Below are 18,334 nucleotides of genomic sequence, written 5' to 3'. Positions count from 1 at the left end.
TTTAACCTTCAATTTTTTGATGAACAACAGAGTAAAAAGCATCTTTGGCCGCTGCTTGTTCTGCCATTTTTTTAGAACGACCATAGCCTGATCCTAGTTTACGATCCTTAAGGGAAACTTCGGCAAAAAATCGTTCATCATGGCCGCGATCTTTATGTTGTTCAATAACCCGATAGTCTGGTAATATTTTGTATTGAGCCTGAGTCCATTCTTGCAGTGCATCTTTATAATTTTGACGGGCTGGATCGGAACGAATTTCGGCTGCTTTTTTTAATAATAAAGGATCTAACCAAGGACGCACTAACGTCATGTTTTTGGTACTCAGATATAATGCCCCTAATACCGCTTCAAAGGCATCCGCTAACCAAGACACTCGACCCATTGTATCTTGTGCCACGCTATCAGCCATGAGAAGATAACGATCTAAGCCATATTGTTCAGCAAACTCCGCTAACGTGCGATCGCTCACTAAAATGGAACGAATAGCAGCAAATTCTCCTACCAATTCATCGGGATAGGTTTCTAATAATATCTCAGCCGATACTAATCTAACCACTGAGTCTCCCACAAACTCTAATTGTTGATAATTCGTTTCCCTAGATATTGTCGGATGGGTTAGGGCCAGATCCAGCAATTCTAAATTAACCACTGAGGTGTTAGATATCCCTAATTTTTGAAGACAGGTTTCTAATTGTTTTTTTCTGCGACTATCTACGAAGACCATTATTAATATTTCTTCTCGTTTAAATTTGGGGAAGAGACAAATTTAGAATTTAGAATTTAGAATTTAATTTTTTCTTCATTCTAAATTCTTCATTCTTCATTCTTTATTCTCTAAATATTTAGCCACCGTTTGCACATCTTTATCCCCACGGCCCGAACAATTAATAATAATACGGGGACTGCCTTCAAGTTGAGGACAAAGGGTTTCTAAATAAGCGATCGCATGGGACGTTTCTAGGGCCGGAATAATCCCTTCTAACTCCGATAACCGTTGAAAGGCCGCCACTGCTTCAGCATCCGTAACACTATAATATTCAGCCCGACCACTATCTTTAAGATAACTATGTTCTGGTCCAACTCCAGGATAATCTAACCCTGCACTGATAGAATGAGCTTCTATGACCTGTCCTTCTTCATCTTGCAATAAATAACTCATCGCCCCGTGTAACACCCCTGGACGACCTTTTGTGAGGGTTGCAGCGTGTTTACCAGAAACAATACTTTCCCCGGCTGCTTCAACTCCAATAATACGAATTTCAGCATCCTTAACAAACTCATAAAACAGTCCCATTGCATTCGATCCACCCCCAACACAAGCCAGTAAAATATCGGGTAAACTGTCCCATTTTTCTTGACATTGCTGACGGGTTTCTTGGCCAATAATATGATGAAAGTCTCGTACAATCATCGGATAAGGATGAGGACCAGCTACCGAACCTAAAATATAATGAGTGGTTTCTACATTCGTTACCCAGTCTCTAATGGCTTCTGAGGTAGCATCTTTGAGGGTTCCGGTTCCTGCTTCTACGGGTTGCACCGTCGCCCCTAATAGTTTCATGCGGAAGACATTGAGGTTTTGCCGTTCCATATCATGGATGCCCATATAAATGACACATTCTAAGCCAAAACGAGCGCAAACCGTGGCCGTTGCCACTCCATGCTGCCCTGCTCCAGTTTCTGCGATAATACGCTGTTTACCCATGCGTTTCGCTAATAAAACTTGACCCAGGGCATTATTAATTTTATGGGCGCCGGTGTGGTTTAAATCTTCCCGTTTCAAGTAAATTTGTGGGCCAGTACCATCGGGACGGGCGTAATGTTCGGTTAAGCGTTCAGCAAAATAGAGGGGACTGGGACGACCGACATAATCCTTTAATAATTGTGATAATTCTGCTTGAAAGTCAGGATCATCCTTGTAGCGACGATAAGCGGTTTCGAGTTCGCTTAAAGCCGGCATTAATGTTTCAGGCACATATTTTCCCCCATACTGGCCAAAGCGTCCGATGTCATCAGGGTATTGGGTTTGGTTTGATGATGGGGAAATGGGTGTGGTTGTCATTGTTATTTTCGTCTTGGTGTTGCGATTGAAGAAAAAGCGTTTAATCTCATTATGATCATGGTAACTGGGTTATCGACTTTTTTCCATAGTCTGTAAGTTGGGTTGAGGAACGAAACCCAACTTATAACATCGTGAGTATGATCAATTTATGTAATATCGTCGGGCAAAACAACCAGACAGTAGGTTGAGTAAAGGAACGAAACCCAACCCATAACATCTTAAGTATGATTAATTTATGCAATATCGTCGGGCCAAACAACCAGGAAGTAGCTATTTTTTTACCTTAGTTACCCATAATCGACGTTCATTTCTCTGTGAAGCAGAAAATATAGTGTTATTGCGAGATTCATTTCGTAGCGTCATCGAAAAACATCCTTTTGTCATTGATGCCATTGTTATTTTACCTAACTATCTTCATTGCATTTGGACGTTACCCGAAGGAGATGCTGAGTTTTCGACTCGGTGGCGGTTAATTAAAGGTTGGTTTAGCCGTCGATGCGATCGCAAATATCAAGGCAACGTTTTCACGTCAAGACAAAGTAAAGAAGAAAGGGCTGTCTGGCAAAGACGATTTTGGGAACATTTAATCCGAGATGAACAAGATTTTGTTAATCATGCCGATTATATTCATTATAATCCCGTGCATCATGGGTTAGTTTCATGTCCAAAAGATTGGGAATATTCTAGTTTTCATCGGTATGTGCAGCGCGGTGTTTATGATGTTGACTGGGGAAGTTCACAAATTCCTGTTTTTGATGTTTCTGTTGGGATGGAATAGTTCATGATATTGTTGGGTTTCGTTCCTCTACCCAACCTACGAGATCGGCGATCGCACTAGCTTAATCTTCGACGGGATGAGGCCCTTCCAAGAAAGTTCCATCTGGGAGAATAGTATCACAGAAGAAAGCACTCTCATACCAAGCTCCATCATCTTTAGCTCCAGTCATATCGGCTCCAGTCAAATCAACTCCAGTCATATTGGCTCCACGGAGATCAGCTTCTCTCAAGTCGGCACGGATCAACTTGGCTCCTTCAAAAGTAGTACCACTCAAATCAGCACCTACAAAGCAGGATCTAGTCAAGTTAGCAGCAATAAACTGACATCGAACCATTTTGGAACGACTGAAATTGCAGGCACGCATATCGTTGGCAGCAAAGTTAGTCCCACTGAGATCTCCTTCTCCCAAAACAGTTCCAGTAATAGTTTGTCCGACGGGATTGTTTTGTTCCCAACCAGTAGCTCTACTCAAGTCAGCATCAATCAGTTCAATTCCGAAGAAATCTCTCTCTCCAGCAGCATACCGGGCCAAAAATTCATCAGCAGTCATCTTCATAGTTTTAATCCTCAAATACTCAACACCCTTAATTCTACCGCTCAAACCCTCTGGAGTAATTACCTAAACCTCCCCACCCTACCTACTATAAACCTGGAAATAACTGACCTACCCACCGGACAATTAGCCGAAGCCACCATCACAGGCTTTGACTCCTTCGGTCGCCCCAACGCAGGAACCATCCTCATCGACTACAACGGCAACGGAGTCGGTTGGTTTATCGACTCCACCCCATTTGAGAATTCAGAGTTCGCAGTTCAAAGTTCAGAATTTGCCTATAGTTCAGTAGGTTGGGTTGAGGAACGAAACCCAACGCATAACATCTTGAGTATGATCAATTTCATTGTATTTGGACATTACCCGAAAGAGATGCTGAGTTTTCGACTCGGTGGCGTTTGATTAAAGGTTGGTTTAGCCGTAGATGCGATCGCAAATATCAAGGCAACGTTTCCACGTCAAGACAAAGTAAACAAGAGAGAGCTATCTGGCAAAGACGATTTTGGGAGCATTTAATCCGAGATGAACAAGATTTTATTAATCATGTAGATTATATTCATTATAACCCCGTGCATCATGGCTTAGTTTCACGTCCAAAACATTGGGAATATTCCAGTTTTCATCGTTATGTGCAGCGCGGTGTTTATGATGTTGACTGGGGACGTTCAGAAATCCCTGTTTTTGATGTTTCTGTTGGGATGGAGTAATTTCTTATATTATTTTGTTGGGTTTCGTTCCTCAACTACGAGATCGGCGATCGCTAATGACCTTCAATTTTACGTTTAATAACTTCTTTTATATGTTCTATTCCCTCTTCAGTATTAGGAAAATTATATTTAATAAAATTAGGATCGCGACGACTCATTAACACTCGTAACGCTTCTTTATCTTCCTTATGTTTTAACACATAGGCTCTTAATTCTGCCTTACTCATTATCTCAAAATTAGGTTTCATTTGGTAAAAACTCCCAATCTCCATTAAGATAAATAATTACTTCAATATCTTTTCCAGCTAAGATATAAATCTCTTCTTTAACATCATCAAAACGAAACAATATCTTGATGAAGATCCGAGAGACTTTGACAAATTTCAACCGATTTAATGGCTTGTGCTACGGTTAACGAAATTGACCTATCCTCAATTATAATACCTCTAATTTTACTTTATTCTGAGCTTATGGTCAGAAAAAGTTGCATATTGATTGGAGCAGATAGCTAAAATTCAGCTAATTATTCATTATTTTAGCGATCGCTTGATCATCAAGACAGTTGCTACAAGAAAGCGCGATCACACTACATTAATTTAGTTGATCGCACTACCATTAATTAATTTTTACTGGTGACTCTTGCCAGATTTGATAGAGAAGAGATTCTAAGCGATCGCTTAAACGACAGATAAATATCCCTTCTTCACTAGCGATATCTGAACCTAACCAAGTACCTTCTAGAACAACTTCCATTGCTTCTTCATCACAACGGTTAACCTCGACAATTTCTCCTGTAAATTCGTTCACATCTTCTAATAGTTGATTCACATAAGGTAAGTCTAAAGAAATTAAAAAAGAAGCACTACTCGGTTCAACACAAAGACTGGTTCCTGACCGTAACGCTAAGATGACACGAGTTGTTACCCAAGTCTCTAAGGACTCTTGAAGATAATCAATATAAAATCCATTATGGGTATAAGTTAGTTTTAACATCGTCTTTTGTGGCTTTAAAAATGACAGAAATCATTGATGTGAGTCGATACGTAAGAGAACAACAATAATAGATAAATATCACATTTTTTTACTCTGGTTGATCTAACAAAACCCCCCACTTTCTACTAGAGGAGTAAAGCGGGGGGTCAGACAAACCTTGAGGAGTTAGGTATTTATCTAAGGATAGGGAAGATTTGCCTCCACCACCCGCTTTTGAGGGTTAGGGATGTTCTAATCTCTGGAGATTCATTATCGCCTGAGAGGGGATAATCTCGATGAAATAGACTCCATATCGGAAAATTAAAGACTGTTGCTTGCTTAGTCGGACAATTACTTTTTATCTCTAACCCCCTCTTTCCGATGATCACAGTTGGCCACCCTTGGCAACCACTGAAGACTCGGAGAAATAAATTGAGGCCAGAAAAAAGTAACATGAAGGTTTTCAACCGTGTTAAAAGAGACTTTTTCATACTACACTTATATTACTGAAATGTCTACCTTTTAATGAGGAAAAAAATCATGAAAACTCTTCCCCGTACTTCAACCACCGAAATGGAAGTTACCAGCATCCGTTTAGAAAAAACCCTCAAAGACAAGCTTAAAGAGCTTTCTGGCCATCAAGGTTATCAAGCATTAATCAGGGATATTCTCTGGAACTATGTACAGCAAAAATCAGGAGATTATCGACCGCAATTTTCGGCTGTCGATATTCGGGCCACCATTGAATCAGTGGCTAGAAAGGACGAAAGTTGTGTATTAACCGGAAAACTTATTCAAGCAGGACAACCCATGTTATTAGGATTAACGATTTATGGTGATTTTGTGCCACTCAGTCTAGATAGTATCAGTTAACAGTAATCAGTAATCAGTGATCAGTGATCAGTTGACAATCACTGATCACCGATAAAATAGCAATTAATCCCTACAGTAAGTTAAAATCAACGAAAGTGTGTGATTGATCACATTTTTATTTTTTATTTCAATTCAAGACTTATGGCAGCCAACTCCTCACGGAACTCTATCCCTTTTGAACCCCGTCAGAAAAAAAAGAAGAAAGAAAAAAAAGCTCCAGCAACTAATACAACCTCAGTTACAACCCCTAAAAAACAGAAAAAACGCTCTAATGATGCCAGTCTTAGCGCAATTCCTGACAGCGTTAGTAAACGCATGATCAAACGCATGGCTATTTTTTCGGGTATTCCCACAGGACTAGGAATGTCTTCATTTTTTGTCTTTTATTGGATAGTCAGTCATGACTGGTTAGATATTCCCAATTCTGCCGTTGGTGCGGTTAGTTTAGGATTGTTTGGTTTAGGGGTATTAGGACTCAGTTATGGTATCTTTTCGGCTTCCTGGGATGAACATCGAGCCGGAGGTTGGTGGGGATGGCAAGAATTTACCCAAAATTTGGGTCGTACCATTCAAGCATGGCGCAGTGCTAGACAAGAAGCTAAAAAAAATTAATCAACAAATGAAATATAAATATTAAAAGAATTCCCCATCTAAGATATTTAGATGGGGTTTAAATTTTCTTGACAACAAAAATCTAGGAAAAAACACACAATTGACCCATATCCTGAAATTCTTTCTCTAATAGACTAATTAACCATTGATCTCCGTTTAGTTGGGCTTTTTTCAGTCGTCGTTCTAAGTTTCGACAAACATTTTGTAAATGAGTTTTTGATACTTCATTCACAGGCAATGGTTCAGGGGATTTGATGGAAATTGGACAAACTTGACCCTCTAATGCTCGATCAATCACCACTTGAGACTCAACAGGAGAATGAGTCAGGGGATTTTGTGTCGATACAGTACAAGGGCGAGGTCTCATATGTCGAGGATATTCGTATTTCCATCTTTGCCTACAATGTCTTTGGATGACGGTTTCATTACCCCTATCTAAAGCATTGGGCTGCTCATCCCCTCTAAAACGACGTTCTGAAAATTTCATATCCACTGTTCCTAAAAAAGTTAAGTTAAACCAACATCAAAACACTCAAAGTAAAAACATTAATTTTCTACATAATGGATACCACGATAGGTCATCTGCTTGTTGCCATGACTATGACGAGATTTTGCATAAGGGTGATTTTTCCAATGAACACCCCGATAAGTTCCTTCGACCTCTGTATTGCTGGTTTCTATGGTCATCGGGTCATGATTATAGCTGATTCCGCGAAATGACAGTTTCATAATTTATTTTCCTCCGATTACTGTTCCCCCATCTTTCCCGAATTTGACGGGAAGATTGAGAACTTTTAAAATACTTTCTGTATCTATTGTTACATTTTTATCAAAAAAATGTCAGGACTTCATAAAAATTTAACTAAGGATCACCCTGTTTTTCAGGGGATTAATGGTTGATACTAGAAGTGATCAGCTATCTTGAACTCAAGCTGAGACCAAGTTTCTATGGTTTCGATCGCAAGCGAACTTCTCGTTATCCTTCTATTGGTCTTATGTAATGCTATCTTTGCCCTATCGGAGATAGCGCTAGTCTCCTCTAGCAAAATTCGCTTAGAGCAAATGAGTCTTCGAGGCGATCGCAGAGCAAAAATTGCTTTAGAATTAGCCAATGACCCCAACCAGGTTTTATCAACGGTACAAATCGGTATTACCCTGATTGGCATTTTGGCCGGAGTGTATGGAGGAGCTAACCTCTCAGCCCATCTAACGGTGGTGTTACAGCGTGTTCCTGGTTTAATGGTTCATAGCGAAACCATCGCCATTACCATTGTTGTCCTTTGTTTAACCTATTTGTCGTTAGTGATTGGGGAATTAGTTCCTAAACGTTTAGCCTTGAGTGATCCCGAAGGAATTGCCACATTGATGGCCGTTCCTTTGTTATATGTCTCTCGTTTAGTTTCCCCTATTGTCAATTTATTAGGGGCTTCGACAGATTTTATTTTATCTTTGTTGGGGGTTACCACGACGATTACTGAACCGCCGGTGACTCAAGAAGAAATTAAAGTCATGTTGAAACAGGGAAAAGAAGCAGGAATGTTTGAAGAAGTGGAACAGGATATGGTGGAGAGGGTTTTACAATTAGGCGATCGCAGAGTAAGCAGTTTAATGACCACTCGGCCTGAAATTGTGTGGTTAAATCTAGAAGATTCGGCTGAGATGAATCGTAATAAAATCGTCCATAGTACCCATACTCGTTTTCCTGTGTGTCAAGGCAGTTTAGAAGAAGTTTTAGGGATTGTTCAGGTCACTACTTTATTATCTGGTTGTTTATCTTGTCAACAGTTTGATTTAACGGCATCCTTGGGACAACCTTTATTCGTTCCTGATAGTACCCTAGGATTAAAAGTCTTACAATTATTTCAACAAACGGGAAATCATATTGCTTTAGTGGTAGATGAATATGGAATTGTTCAAGGATTAGTGACTATTAATGATATGTTAAAAGCCATTGTCGGTGATATTCCTCGCATCGATCAAACCGTTATCCCTTCAATTATACGGCGAGAAGATGGGTCTTGGTTAATGGATGGAACCGTAGGCGTTGATGAGTTTAAGAAGGTCTTCCGACTGAATATGATTCCTGGCGAAAAACAGGGTAATTTCCATACATTAGGGGGTTTTGTCATTACTTATCTAGGCAAAATTCCTAAAGCAGCCGATAGTTTTAATTGGAAAGGCTTAAAATTTGAAGTAATGGACATGGACGGAAATCGAGTGGATAAAGTGTTAGTCATGCCCGTTAGTCAACCTTTATTAAATCAAACCCCTAATGATATTTATTAATTCCCATATTTTGCACCTTCGATAAACCTAACCCCCCCTGCCCCCCTTTTAAAGGGGGGTGTGGGGGGTGTGGGGGGTTGGGGGCAGGGCAATAGGCAATAGGCAAGGGTTCTCCCCCTCACAAAAGGGAGAGTTAGAGGGGGTGGCAATAGTATTTGTTTTTGACTGTAACGATTTTAAAATAGATTTTTTCTAGTTTCTTGTTTAGTTTTTATAGATTCTAGAAAGATGTTATTAACTAATAATTAATTAATCACTGTTAAACTTCATGCGTCATTAAAATATTCAGCATTTTTTCCCCTAATAATTCAGGTTGTTCTACCATAGATAAATGACCACAATTAGGAACATCAATGACATTCTGACCTTGATATTTGAAGAGTTCATGAAAACTAGCTAAATAACGAACATATTGGGGTTCCATTACCGTGTCTTTGTCCCCTGAAAAGAAATAAACGGGTTGAACTAGACGGGACACAATTTGGGGTAATAAATGAACTTCACTTTCTGTCGTAGAATCTAATAAGGAGCCTAAGGCTGCTTCTGAATCTGCCCTCATTAAATCGATCACTCGTTGTTTCCCCCATTGTCGCTCAATCGGACTAGCCACCATAATTCTAGAAAAGAGAATATCGATTAACGGCACATTAGATAACCACCGAGGGCGATATTTAACTAATTGTTGTCCAGCGAGGCGAAACCGCTCAAATTCTTCTTTTAAATAGATACCTCCACCGGCGTTTAAACAAACAACCCCTTGTATTTTTTCGGGACACAGATCAGCCCCCCATAAGGCAATACTACCTCCCAAAGAATGGCCAATTAACCACCCTCGTTGAATATTTAATTTTTCTAGTAAAATAATCAAATCTTGAGCATATGCTTCTAAAGTGTAGGGAGAGGAAGTCTTATTTTTTTCTAATAAATAATTATCTAACGGTTGAGAGTCTCCAAACCCTCTGAGATCGTAAGTCAAACAAGGATAGTCGGGGGATAATTCATTAATTAAGGGTAGCCAATATTGACGGCTTAAGAGCCAGCCATGAATAAAAATTAACACAGGGGTCGAAGGTTTGGCAGAGGGAGTCGTTAGCTCATAAGCATGAGGCACTCCCGATATATCGATGGTTGGCATGAATTATCTTACCCTCTCAAAAAGTCGTCACGACGTTTTTAGTTAAAACGACTCGATAATGATCACCATCTTCTATTATAAATTAAAAGGCTCTCTTACGCTAAGTTTTCTCTTTACTAAGATTAATGAAAAAAATTCTTATTTTATTGATTAAAGGTTATCGTACCTTGATTTCTCCTTTATTTCCTCCGAGTTGTCGTTTTCGTCCTACTTGCTCCCAATATACCTTAGAAGCGATTGAAAAATTTGGGGCTTTACGGGGGAGTTGGTTAGGTTTAAAAAGAATTTTACGCTGTCATCCGTTTCATCCTGGAGGATACGATCCGGTTCCTCCTATCACAAAAAAATAATTAGTTAAGATACAATTTTTCTTTGTCTCTGGGGTCAAGAAAGGAGGCTTTAAAAGAATTATTAATCAGTTTTTTGAGATCAGTTTCTGTTAAATTAAGAGCCTGAGAAATCCCTATAAAATTTTCGTTGAGATAGCCATCAAAATAAGCCGGGTCATCGGAATTAATGGTAATACATAATCCCTGATCTAATAAAATTTTAAGGTTATGTTCCTCTAAAGAATTAAACACTTTTAATTTAACATTAGATAAAGGACAAACCGTTAAAGGAATTTGCATTTTAGCTAAATATTCAACTAATTTCGGATCATCAATACAACGTACTCCATGATCGATTCTAGAGACTTTTAATAGGTTAATTGCTTGCCAAATATAGTCCGAAGATCCTTCTTCTCCTGCATGAGCAACGGTTAAAAATCCTGCGGCTCTTCCTTTCTCAAACACCGATTTAAATTTAGAAGGTGGATTATTCTTTTCGGCTGAATCTAACCCAATGGCTTTGATTTTGTCCCCATATTTAATTGCATTTTCTAAGGTTGCAAAGGCTGATTCTAGGCTTAAATCTCTAAGAAAACAAAGGATTAAGTAACTCGATATTCCTAATTGTTCTTTTCCCGCTTTTAATGCTTCACTAATTCCTGTAATAATGGCGGCAAATGGTACACCTCTATGGGTGTGAGTTTGGGGATCAAAAAAAATTTCTGTATGACAAATATTTTGTTCTTTTGCTTTCTGTAAATAGTTCCAAGTTAAGTCATAAAAATCTTCTTCGGTACATAAAACATTTGTCCCTTGATAATAAATATCTAAAAAAGATTGAAGATCGTTAAATTGATAAGCTTGTTTGGCTTCTTCTACAGAATTAAAGGGCAATTTTTTATGATTACGTTTGGCTATTTTTACCATTAATTCAGGCTCTAAGGAACCTTCTATATGTATATGTAATTCTGCTTTTGGTAAGTTTTTAATTATTTTTTTCATAGTTTTAATAATAGCTACTTAGAAAAAAGTAACCCTAAAGTGTCGGATTTTTAGAAATTTTTAGGTTGATAAATGAGAGTACCAAAATAATCAAAAATAGAATCAAGCCAATGGTACAAGCATAATTAATATCTAAATCTTCAAATGCTCTTTCATAAACATAATAAACAATAGTTTTCGAGCGATTTAAAGGGCCGCCTTGCGTCATAATATAAACTTCTTCAAACACTTTAGTGGCAGCAATAGAAGAAATAACAGCTACTAATAGTAAATAAGGACGCATTAAGGGAATGGTTATATCCCAATGTTTACGCCAACCATCCGATCCGTCAATAGCCGCTGCTTCATATAATTCTGCTGGAATAGCTTGTAATCCTGCTAAATAAATGACCATATAATAACCCAATCCTTTCCAAATAGTCACTAACATCACACTCCATAATGCTAACTCAGGACTGGTTAACCAAGGAATACCCTCACTGAATCCTAATTGTTGTAATATTTGGTTAAATAAACCATTAGAACTATACAAAGCTTTCCAGGCAATACCGGCAACAACCATAGAAATAACCACAGGAACATAAAAAGCTAAACGAAACCAACTAATCCCTTTCAGTTTATTGTTAACTAAAATAGCGAGGAATAAAGGCAAAATAACCAATAAAGGAACCACCCCAATTAAGTATAAAATTGTGTTCGTTAAGGTCAACCAAAATACTGAATCTTGCAGTAATCTTTGAAAATTTTCTAACCCCACCCATTGCGGCGGTTGAGTAATATCATAATTGTATTGGGTAAAGCTTAAAGAAAAGGCTTGAATGGCAGGAATAAAAACAGTAATAATCAGTAATAATAAAGCCGGCAGTAAAAATAAATAGGGAACAAAATTAAAAGGTTGAGTTGCAGTATTTTTAAAAGAGATTTTCATCAAAGTTGCTTTAATTGATTAGAAATTGTAGAAAATAATAACATAATGTGCGTTCGGAGTTTGAAGTGAAGTGTTAAATACAAACGTGCAAGATGTGAGTCTCGGTTTATAATTGTCGGTAAATTATTAAGCTTTAATTATGAACTGGTGGCAAAAACTTAAAGATAATCCTCTGGCCCGTTTTGGGGCAGTCTTACTGATAATTTTCTATATAGCCGTGATTGCTGCAGATTTTGTTGCGCCTTATGATCCTTACTCATCCCAAGCTGACGGTTCACTCCTTCCTCCCACCAACATTTATTTGACCACTCAAGACGGCCAGTTTATTGGACCCCATGTTTATCCGACAACCCAAAGTCCGACGGATCTTGAGACGGGAAAACGGAGTTTAAACGTCAATTTTGAGCAACCCTCACCCATTACCTTATTTGCTAAAGGATACAACTATCGATTATTACAAATTCGTCTCCCTTTACCCCCTACTTTTGAAGAAGTGGAACTTTTTCCGGGTATTCCCATGGACCGTCATCTGTTTGGAACCGTTGGCCCGGCTCATTTGAATCTTTTGGGAACAGATGAACAAGGACGAGATCAGTTCAGTCGTTTACTATTTGGCGGAAGAATTAGCTTATTTATCGGTGTTGTGGGTATTGTTGTTTCTTTTCCCTTGGGTATGATAGTTGGGGGCATTTCTGGTTATTTTGGAGGCTGGATCGATGCTTTTTTAATGCGCTTGGTAGAAGTCTTAATGACCATTCCTGGCATTTATTTATTAGTGGCTTTGGCGGCTGTTCTTCCTCCTAGTCTCACCAGCGCACAACGATTTTTATTGATTGTTTTAATTACTTCTTTTATCAGTTGGTCAGGACTCGCTAGGGTTATCCGGGGTCAAGTTCTCTCTCTCAAAGAACAAGAGTTTGTACAGGCCGCCAAGGCCATGGGGGCAACCCCTTGGCGTATTATTGTTCGTCATGTGCTTCCCCAAACAGCAACCTATATTATTATCTCGGCAACCTTAGCCATTCCTGGCTTTATTGTCTCCGAATCAATCTTAAGTCTGATCGGCTTAGGAATTCAACAACCTGACCCAAGTTGGGGAAATTTACTGTCTGTATCGACCAATGCTTCTATTTTAGTGCTGCAGCCTTGGTTAATTTGGCCACCAGCCCTGATGATTATCTTGACGGTTCTCTGCTTTAACTTACTCGGAGACGGTTTACGGGATGCCCTCGACCCCCGCAGTCTTGAATAATTTGTCCATTTTGTATATTTTTGTTAACTTCGTACTAAGGCGAAAAAGTCTCCCTTGACTTTTTTTTGAAGGTTAAGGGAAACTTACAGTAACATAAGTAGACCACTAATTAAATGTTAACTTTTGCTAAAATTTGATTAATCATGCTACGGTTCATCAAGATTAATATCTTGAGAAAAGTGGGCAAAATTAATCCTTTTTTGGAGCAAAACAGTCCTTATCCACCCTAGAGACCCCTATTCTAGAATCAACCATGAACATGGAAACCCTAGAATTTATTATTTACCCTGATGGCCGTGTCAAAGAAACAGTGACAGGCATAATAGGTTCCTCTTGTCAAGAGGTAACAGCAGCGATCGAAGCGCAATTAGGGAGAGTCGTTTCTAATGAAAAGACTTCTCAATACTACGCTCAACCGGTTACTCAATCCACAGAAGCCAAGAATCAAGCTTCTTTTAGCGATTGGTAAGGGTGAAATTCCCTTGATTTTGTCCCCCTTTGTAACGTTTAAAATTCCAAAGAAATATGTCACACTTTAGTAACATCAAAACCCAAATTCGTAACCTCACCTCCCTCAAAGCATCATTAAATGACATGGGTATCGACTGGAAAGAAGGACCCCATACCGTCAGAGGGTACAAAGGTCAAACCCGTACGGCTGAAATCGTAGTTGAACAAGAAAATAACTATGACATTGGTTTTAGCTGGAATGGTAGCGAATACGAATTAATCGCCGATTTGCAATATTGGCAACAGCCCCTATCCGTTGAAGGATTTTTGCAAAAAGTGACCCAAGGATATGCCCTGCATACTATCCTTGATGAGTCCAATAAACAAGGGTTCCAAGTAGCCCAACAACAAAAGAATGAAGATGGTTCAATTCGCCTTGTTGTCCAACGCTGGAGTGCGTAATGACTGATTTTTCCCCAACCCCCGATCGCTCTGGATTAGAACCAGAACTAGGGGGTATTTTTCGAGATGCCCCCGACAGAACTGGTAATGAGCCAGAATTAGGGGGCGAACTACGACAAAAAGGAGTTTACGTCGACGAGATTACTTGTATTGGCTGTAAGCACTGCGCCCATGTCGCACCAAATACCTTTTATATTGAGTCAGATTATGGGCGATCGCGGGTTTACAATCAAGACGGAGATGAAGAAGATACCATTCAAGAAGCGATGGATACTTGTCCAGTAGATTGTATCCACTGGGTTGATTACACAGAGTTAAATGAACTCGAAGCGATTCGTCAACATCAACAGGTTAAACCCCTTGGTTTTCCTCAAGTTCATCATAATCCTGACAGAAAAAGAAAACCGCCAAAAAGCCATTAAGTCCCTGTTGATCAATCATCGTAAACAATCGATAAGGTGAGCAGTTGTGATATTTAGGTTCGATCAACCATGAATTAATCACTGCTCACCTTATTTTTATGTCCTTGAGATAAAGAAAAAAAGAGAGAATTAGAGAACCTTTAAACAAAGCTTTAAGATAGATCGAGTTGTGATCTCCACAGACAAAACAGCGATCGCACAGTAACCGTAAGTAATAAATACCACCAGAGGACTTGGATTAACTATGGAAAACTACAGCAAAATTGCAGGAGGAATAACCGCCCCCAAAGGGTTTAAAGCCTCAGGAATAGCCGCCGGGCTAAAACCGTCAGGAAAACCCGATTTAGCCCTAATTATCTCGGATGCAGAAGCGATCGCAGCAGGGGTGTTTACTACGTCTCAGGTAAGGGCTGCTTGTGTTGATTATTGTCGCCAAAAACTACAACAAAAAGCCAGCGCAAAAGCTATTCTCTGTAACGCCGGTCAAGCGAATGCAGGAACCGGCAAACAAGGGTGGCAAGATGCAGTAGAATCCTCTCAATTAGTTGCCCAAGCCTTAAACATCGCTCCAGAGGCAGTTCTTTTGGCTTCTACGGGGGTGATCGGACAACGGATCAAGATGGAGGCGTTACGGTCTGGAATCCCTCAATTAGTGGCAAATTTGTCGGCTGATGGCAACGAAGCCGCAGCCAACGCCATTATTACCACTGATTTAGTGACCAAAGAAATTGCTCTAGAAACCATGATCGATAACCGTCCCGTGAGGGTTGGAGGTATCGCTAAGGGGTCCGGGATGATTCACCCCAATATGGCCACCATGCTATCCTTTGTCACCTGTGATGCTGCGGTTTCAACAGGGTTATGGCAAGAAATGTTAAGCAAAGCAGCTAATGAAAGCTTTAATCAGATTACTGTCGATGGGGATACCAGTACCAATGATAGTTTAATTGCTCTGGCTAATGGTCAATCTCGGACTCCGGCCATTACGGATATGAATAGTAAAAATGCTCAAACCTTGCAGACAATGTTAACCACTGTGTGTCAACATTTAGCAAAAGCGATCGCCAGAGATGGAGAAGGAGCGACTTGTTTAGTGGAGGTACAAGTATCCGGTGCGCCAGATGATGAGGCAGCCCGACACATTGCTAAAACCATTGTGGGGTCATCCTTGGTTAAATCGGCTATTTTTGGTCGTGATCCTAACTGGGGCCGTATTGCAGCCGCCGCCGGCCGCGCTGGGGTGATGTTTCATCAAGAAGATTTACGCATTATCTTGGGTGAGTATGTGATGATGGAAAATGGACAACCCTTGCCCTATGATCGTGATGCAGCCAGTGATTACATGAAAAAAGCTGCACAAGGAACCTATTTACAAGAAGATACCGTTTTAATCTCCGTTTGCGTCGGCAATGGTTCAGGAAAAGGTATCGCTTGGGGTTGTGATTTAAGTTATGATTATGTCAAGATTAACGCTGAATATACGACTTAGATTCTGAAGCGATCCTCTGATTATCTAATAAGCTTTGATCAGGATTATTAAAGACTTCTACGGTTCCTGCTAGGAGTCTGATCCACACGAAAATAGTAGCAGTAATAACCATTATTTTTAGGGGTTTGTATAACATAAGTAGCACTCCTCAAATATATCTCAATTAAAGTTATTTCTATTCAAACAATTTATTTTTCTATGTCACCTCCCCATAACAGATGATTTTTTTTCATGCTTTTGGGGGATGTTATAATCAATTCAATTTAGATAAGACACAATTGTATTTAGAAGGTAATTAGGAGACGATAACAGTAAATAATCTGACTTTCATCGATTTAATCTGATTTCAGAAATTATTTTAATAGCAAGTTTAGTTTAGTGCGATCGCTTTCAGTTTTCTTCATCTTCGTTTTCCGTTTCATTGGCCATCAAGACATATTCATTTATTTGCTTGGCATAGTGTAAAACTCTCGGGACTTCCAAACAATCTGCATATTGTAAAATACCTTTTCTTGATTCGTGTGCGATCGCCGCTAATTCTGTCAAGTTATCTTTTGGTTGATGATAGGCGATCGTTATTTCTAAAAGTGATGGATGTCCCCAACTTTTTTCGGGATTTTTAATTTTTGAATCCGAGTTTTGCCCAGTCATTTGTGCGCTTTTGTTTCCCAAGCTATAGAATACGCGATCGCTATTTTCTTTTTTAAATAAACCCGTCACGAATCCCGATATTTTTTCGCCATCTACAGCAAACCATTCGGGGGTTTCGCTATTTCGTAATCGAATTACTCTTAAACCTAGAAATTCTTCAAATATTTGCTTTTTATCTTTTTTATCTGAAAAGGATAGCCCTTTGTTAGATATTTGTGTATCTTGTAACCAAGACCAAGCTGAACGGATATTTTCTGCTTTACAATAAAGTATTGTGGGTTTATTTCTTAGTTCTTTGGTTTTAAGTGTTTGTTGTATAAAAGTTCTAACTTTATTTTTGCCTTTATCGTCGTTTTTCCAGCTTTCAGCATCATTGATTTTAGTTAATACTTCCCGATAAGGTATCCATACATCATTACCAGGAAAAATTGCTTCTATTTGTTGAGAATCTGAACCCATTCTCACCATTACAGGTAAAATTAAAGATTGATTATTAATTGTAGTTCCACCTGTTTTATTTACTAGCCATAATGCTACTTCATTAATCGAAGTATTAGAATCTACGTTACTTAATTGAATATTAGAAGGTGCAATTCTAACCCCTAACTGTCGCAAGAATTCTATTAAGCTAGTAATTGCTTTGTGTTTGTAGCTTTTTCTTTGTGGAGTTATAAACTTGCTGACAAAACCTAGCTTGGCAAACCCCAATTTAATAGCATTTTTTGGATCGCACCAAGGAGTATATTTTCTATTAGTAAATTTATAAATTTCCTGACCATATAGTTCGACCCAGACTGCTGTATGTTCGGCAATATTATCTCTATTAGATTGAACTATTTCTCTAATTTCAGTAATTCTTTGTTCGGTAGCTTCAATTATTGTCTGATTATCTGGTCTTTCGTCAACAGATAAATTTAATCTCTCTGCAATTCTGCCCATTTCTTGAGTTTTAATATTAATTGTTAATCCTTCATCAAAAGAATAACTACCATCTTCTGTATTTGAAATACCTAAACAATATTGAATAGCTTTGAGACGATCTTGTAGATTATAGTCTTTAAAATGCCATAGCCAAAGAGTTAAGTTTTTAATACCAGAATCAACAATAGCGGTTCTTAATTCTGCTTGCCATTGTTCTTTTTTTTGTTTAAATTCTTCCAATCTTCTTTTAAATTCTTCGTCTTTTTCTGCTGGTTTTGACTTTAAATCTTCGAGTTCTCTTTTTTGTTTATTGATTAATTCTTCTCGTCTGATTTGATATTCATCTTCTAACTCTCTTTTTTTCTGCTTACAGTTTCTTAACTGAGTTTCGTGAGTTTTGATTAATCTTCTTTTTCTAGCTTGAAATTGTTTTTCTGTTTCTGCTTTATG

General features: G+C 38.8%; 23 protein-coding genes and 1 pseudogene. 11 read left to right on the top strand and 13 right to left on the bottom strand.

Annotated elements, in window-relative coordinates; translation table 11 throughout:
- Nucleotide 1: 1 nt before the first annotated feature.
- Together rnc and trpB are read right to left on the bottom strand one after the other, a co-directional pair.
- Nucleotides 2-724 (bottom strand): ribonuclease III, encoded by a 723-nt coding sequence (gene rnc, locus C4E06_RS18690; RefSeq protein ID WP_107669604.1) that lies wholly within the window; start codon nucleotides 722-724, stop codon nucleotides 2-4.
- A 96-nt stretch (nucleotides 725-820) separates the two neighbouring features.
- On the bottom strand, nucleotides 821-2,062 hold the full coding sequence (trpB, locus tag C4E06_RS18685) for a tryptophan synthase subunit beta (protein WP_107669602.1): 1,242 nt from the start codon (nucleotides 2,060-2,062) through the stop codon (nucleotides 821-823).
- Between the two features lie 235 nt (nucleotides 2,063-2,297).
- Between trpB and C4E06_RS18680 the strand changes: the two genes are divergently transcribed.
- Entirely contained in the window at nucleotides 2,298-2,840 is a 543-nt protein-coding gene (locus C4E06_RS18680) for a transposase (RefSeq protein ID WP_107669600.1), read from the top strand.
- Between the two features lie 61 nt (nucleotides 2,841-2,901).
- Here the strand turns inward: C4E06_RS18680 and C4E06_RS18675 are convergent, their stop codons facing one another.
- Entirely contained in the window at nucleotides 2,902-3,396 is a 495-nt protein-coding gene (locus C4E06_RS18675) for a pentapeptide repeat-containing protein (RefSeq protein ID WP_107669598.1), read from the bottom strand.
- A gap of 332 nt (nucleotides 3,397-3,728) precedes the next feature.
- Between C4E06_RS18675 and C4E06_RS18670 the strand changes: the two are divergent.
- A pseudogene (locus tag C4E06_RS18670) lies at nucleotides 3,729-4,100 on the top strand (transposase); the annotation flags it as partial.
- 53 nt (nucleotides 4,101-4,153) lie between these two features.
- On the opposite strand, the gene C4E06_RS18665 reads toward C4E06_RS18670, so the two are convergent.
- The 3 genes from C4E06_RS18665 to C4E06_RS18655 form a co-directional block, all read right to left on the bottom strand.
- Nucleotides 4,154-4,348, bottom strand: coding sequence for a hypothetical protein (locus C4E06_RS18665; RefSeq protein ID WP_107669596.1), 195 nt, complete (start codon nucleotides 4,346-4,348; stop codon nucleotides 4,154-4,156).
- Nucleotides 4,338-4,487: a hypothetical protein gene (locus C4E06_RS28170; RefSeq protein ID WP_198648806.1), complete on the bottom strand. Its 150-nt coding sequence runs from the start codon at nucleotides 4,485-4,487 to the stop codon at nucleotides 4,338-4,340. The genes C4E06_RS18665 and C4E06_RS28170 overlap by 11 nt, the downstream gene beginning before the upstream one ends.
- A gap of 228 nt (nucleotides 4,488-4,715) precedes the next feature.
- Complete coding sequence (locus C4E06_RS18655; RefSeq protein WP_107669594.1) at nucleotides 4,716-5,093, bottom strand: alr0857 family protein; 378 nt, start codon at nucleotides 5,091-5,093, stop codon at nucleotides 4,716-4,718.
- A gap of 519 nt (nucleotides 5,094-5,612) precedes the next feature.
- On the opposite strand from C4E06_RS18655, the gene C4E06_RS18650 reads away from it, so the two are divergent.
- A complete protein-coding gene (locus C4E06_RS18650; protein WP_107669593.1) occupies nucleotides 5,613-5,945 on the top strand; it encodes a hypothetical protein in 333 nt (110 codons plus the stop codon).
- Nucleotides 5,946-6,086: 141 nt separating this feature from the next.
- A complete protein-coding gene (locus C4E06_RS18645) occupies nucleotides 6,087-6,557 on the top strand; it encodes a PAM68 family protein (RefSeq protein WP_107669591.1) in 471 nt (156 codons plus the stop codon).
- Nucleotides 6,558-6,639: 82 nt separating this feature from the next.
- Here C4E06_RS18645 and C4E06_RS18640 read toward each other — a convergent pair whose 3' ends face one another.
- Nucleotides 6,640-7,044 carry a hypothetical protein gene (locus C4E06_RS18640; protein ID WP_107669589.1) on the bottom strand — a complete coding sequence of 135 codons (405 nt, stop codon included), beginning with the start codon at nucleotides 7,042-7,044 and terminating at the stop codon, nucleotides 6,640-6,642.
- A gap of 59 nt (nucleotides 7,045-7,103) precedes the next feature.
- Nucleotides 7,104-7,286 (bottom strand): DUF4278 domain-containing protein, encoded by a 183-nt coding sequence (locus tag C4E06_RS18635; protein WP_107669588.1) that lies wholly within the window; start codon nucleotides 7,284-7,286, stop codon nucleotides 7,104-7,106.
- A gap of 219 nt (nucleotides 7,287-7,505) precedes the next feature.
- On the opposite strand from C4E06_RS18635, the gene C4E06_RS18630 reads away from it, so the two are divergent.
- Nucleotides 7,506-8,843, top strand: a complete 1,338-nt coding sequence (locus C4E06_RS18630) for a hemolysin family protein (RefSeq protein WP_107669586.1) — start codon at nucleotides 7,506-7,508, stop codon at nucleotides 8,841-8,843.
- Between the two features lie 259 nt (nucleotides 8,844-9,102).
- Here the strand turns inward: C4E06_RS18630 and C4E06_RS18625 are convergent, their stop codons facing one another.
- Nucleotides 9,103-9,978 carry an alpha/beta fold hydrolase gene (locus tag C4E06_RS18625; protein ID WP_107669584.1) on the bottom strand — a complete coding sequence of 292 codons (876 nt, stop codon included), beginning with the start codon at nucleotides 9,976-9,978 and terminating at the stop codon, nucleotides 9,103-9,105.
- A gap of 125 nt (nucleotides 9,979-10,103) precedes the next feature.
- Between C4E06_RS18625 and yidD the strand changes: the two genes are divergently transcribed.
- On the top strand, nucleotides 10,104-10,328 hold the full coding sequence (gene yidD / locus C4E06_RS18620) for a membrane protein insertion efficiency factor YidD (protein WP_107669582.1): 225 nt from the start codon (nucleotides 10,104-10,106) through the stop codon (nucleotides 10,326-10,328).
- Here yidD and C4E06_RS18615 read toward each other — a convergent pair whose 3' ends face one another.
- Both C4E06_RS18615 and C4E06_RS18610 read right to left on the bottom strand, forming a co-directional pair.
- Nucleotides 10,329-11,309, bottom strand: coding sequence for an adenosine deaminase (locus C4E06_RS18615; protein ID WP_107669580.1), 981 nt, complete (start codon nucleotides 11,307-11,309; stop codon nucleotides 10,329-10,331).
- A gap of 34 nt (nucleotides 11,310-11,343) precedes the next feature.
- A complete protein-coding gene (locus C4E06_RS18610) occupies nucleotides 11,344-12,237 on the bottom strand; it encodes a carbohydrate ABC transporter permease (protein ID WP_107669578.1) in 894 nt (297 codons plus the stop codon).
- A gap of 139 nt (nucleotides 12,238-12,376) precedes the next feature.
- Between C4E06_RS18610 and C4E06_RS18605 the strand changes: the two genes are divergently transcribed.
- The 5 genes from C4E06_RS18605 to argJ all read left to right on the top strand — a co-directional run bounded on the left by C4E06_RS18605 (nucleotide 12,377) and on the right by argJ (nucleotide 16,312).
- Nucleotides 12,377-13,489: an ABC transporter permease gene (locus C4E06_RS18605; RefSeq protein WP_107669576.1), complete on the top strand. Its 1,113-nt coding sequence runs from the start codon at nucleotides 12,377-12,379 to the stop codon at nucleotides 13,487-13,489.
- Nucleotides 13,490-13,742: 253 nt separating this feature from the next.
- Nucleotides 13,743-13,958, top strand: coding sequence for a DUF2997 domain-containing protein (locus tag C4E06_RS18600; RefSeq protein WP_107669574.1), 216 nt, complete (start codon nucleotides 13,743-13,745; stop codon nucleotides 13,956-13,958).
- A 56-nt stretch (nucleotides 13,959-14,014) separates the two neighbouring features.
- Nucleotides 14,015-14,401, top strand: coding sequence for a DUF1257 domain-containing protein (locus C4E06_RS18595; protein WP_107669572.1), 387 nt, complete (start codon nucleotides 14,015-14,017; stop codon nucleotides 14,399-14,401).
- Nucleotides 14,401-14,823: a ferredoxin gene (locus tag C4E06_RS18590; RefSeq protein WP_107669570.1), complete on the top strand. Its 423-nt coding sequence runs from the start codon at nucleotides 14,401-14,403 to the stop codon at nucleotides 14,821-14,823. The genes C4E06_RS18595 and C4E06_RS18590 overlap by 1 nt, the downstream gene beginning before the upstream one ends.
- 244 nt (nucleotides 14,824-15,067) lie before the next feature.
- Nucleotides 15,068-16,312 (top strand): bifunctional ornithine acetyltransferase/N-acetylglutamate synthase, encoded by a 1,245-nt coding sequence (gene argJ / locus C4E06_RS18585; protein WP_107669568.1) that lies wholly within the window; start codon nucleotides 15,068-15,070, stop codon nucleotides 16,310-16,312.
- On the opposite strand, the gene C4E06_RS28165 is transcribed toward argJ, so the two are convergent.
- Together C4E06_RS28165 and C4E06_RS18580 are read right to left on the bottom strand one after the other, a co-directional pair.
- Entirely contained in the window at nucleotides 16,290-16,448 is a 159-nt protein-coding gene (locus C4E06_RS28165; protein WP_198648805.1) for a hypothetical protein, read from the bottom strand. The genes argJ and C4E06_RS28165 overlap by 23 nt on opposite strands.
- A 254-nt stretch (nucleotides 16,449-16,702) precedes the next feature.
- Nucleotides 16,703-18,334: RNaseH domain-containing protein (locus tag C4E06_RS18580; RefSeq protein WP_157951183.1), on the bottom strand; the 1,632-nt coding region annotated here is incomplete at its 5' end.

Source organism: Cyanothece sp. BG0011 (genome assembly GCF_003013815.1).
Taxonomy (GTDB): domain Bacteria; phylum Cyanobacteriota; class Cyanobacteriia; order Cyanobacteriales; family Microcystaceae; genus Crocosphaera.
Note: the sequence above shows the minus strand (reverse complement) of the source record. Positions and strands in the feature narration are given on the sequence as shown.

Excerpts from the sequence above, each read along its gene's own strand:
- C4E06_RS18590 (WP_107669570.1), top strand. The coding sequence starts at position 14,401 with ATGACTGATTTTTCCCCAACCCCCGATCGCTCTGGATTAGAACCAGAA.
- C4E06_RS18600 (WP_107669574.1), top strand. The coding sequence starts at position 13,743 with ATGAACATGGAAACCCTAGAATTTATTATTTACCCTGATGGCCGTGTC.
- C4E06_RS18610 (WP_107669578.1), bottom strand. The coding sequence starts at position 12,237 with ATGAAAATCTCTTTTAAAAATACTGCAACTCAACCTTTTAATTTTGTT.
- C4E06_RS18615 (WP_107669580.1), bottom strand. The coding sequence starts at position 11,309 with ATGAAAAAAATAATTAAAAACTTACCAAAAGCAGAATTACATATACAT.
- C4E06_RS18635 (WP_107669588.1), bottom strand. The coding sequence starts at position 7,286 with ATGAAACTGTCATTTCGCGGAATCAGCTATAATCATGACCCGATGACC.
- C4E06_RS18630 (WP_107669586.1), top strand. The coding sequence starts at position 7,506 with ATGGTTTCGATCGCAAGCGAACTTCTCGTTATCCTTCTATTGGTCTTA.
- C4E06_RS18640 (WP_107669589.1), bottom strand. The coding sequence starts at position 7,044 with ATGAAATTTTCAGAACGTCGTTTTAGAGGGGATGAGCAGCCCAATGCT.
- C4E06_RS18605 (WP_107669576.1), top strand. The coding sequence starts at position 12,377 with ATGAACTGGTGGCAAAAACTTAAAGATAATCCTCTGGCCCGTTTTGGG.
- argJ (WP_107669568.1), top strand. The coding sequence starts at position 15,068 with ATGGAAAACTACAGCAAAATTGCAGGAGGAATAACCGCCCCCAAAGGG.
- C4E06_RS18665 (WP_107669596.1), bottom strand. The coding sequence starts at position 4,348 with ATGAAACCTAATTTTGAGATAATGAGTAAGGCAGAATTAAGAGCCTAT.
- C4E06_RS28165 (WP_198648805.1), bottom strand. The coding sequence starts at position 16,448 with ATGTTATACAAACCCCTAAAAATAATGGTTATTACTGCTACTATTTTC.
- C4E06_RS18680 (WP_107669600.1), top strand. The coding sequence starts at position 2,298 with ATGCAATATCGTCGGGCCAAACAACCAGGAAGTAGCTATTTTTTTACC.
- C4E06_RS18595 (WP_107669572.1), top strand. The coding sequence starts at position 14,015 with ATGTCACACTTTAGTAACATCAAAACCCAAATTCGTAACCTCACCTCC.
- trpB (WP_107669602.1), bottom strand. The coding sequence starts at position 2,062 with ATGACAACCACACCCATTTCCCCATCATCAAACCAAACCCAATACCCT.
- yidD (WP_107669582.1), top strand. The coding sequence starts at position 10,104 with ATGAAAAAAATTCTTATTTTATTGATTAAAGGTTATCGTACCTTGATT.
- C4E06_RS18650 (WP_107669593.1), top strand. The coding sequence starts at position 5,613 with ATGAAAACTCTTCCCCGTACTTCAACCACCGAAATGGAAGTTACCAGC.
- C4E06_RS18645 (WP_107669591.1), top strand. The coding sequence starts at position 6,087 with ATGGCAGCCAACTCCTCACGGAACTCTATCCCTTTTGAACCCCGTCAG.
- C4E06_RS18675 (WP_107669598.1), bottom strand. The coding sequence starts at position 3,396 with ATGAAGATGACTGCTGATGAATTTTTGGCCCGGTATGCTGCTGGAGAG.
- rnc (WP_107669604.1), bottom strand. The coding sequence starts at position 724 with ATGGTCTTCGTAGATAGTCGCAGAAAAAAACAATTAGAAACCTGTCTT.
- C4E06_RS18625 (WP_107669584.1), bottom strand. The coding sequence starts at position 9,978 with ATGCCAACCATCGATATATCGGGAGTGCCTCATGCTTATGAGCTAACG.
- C4E06_RS18655 (WP_107669594.1), bottom strand. The coding sequence starts at position 5,093 with ATGTTAAAACTAACTTATACCCATAATGGATTTTATATTGATTATCTT.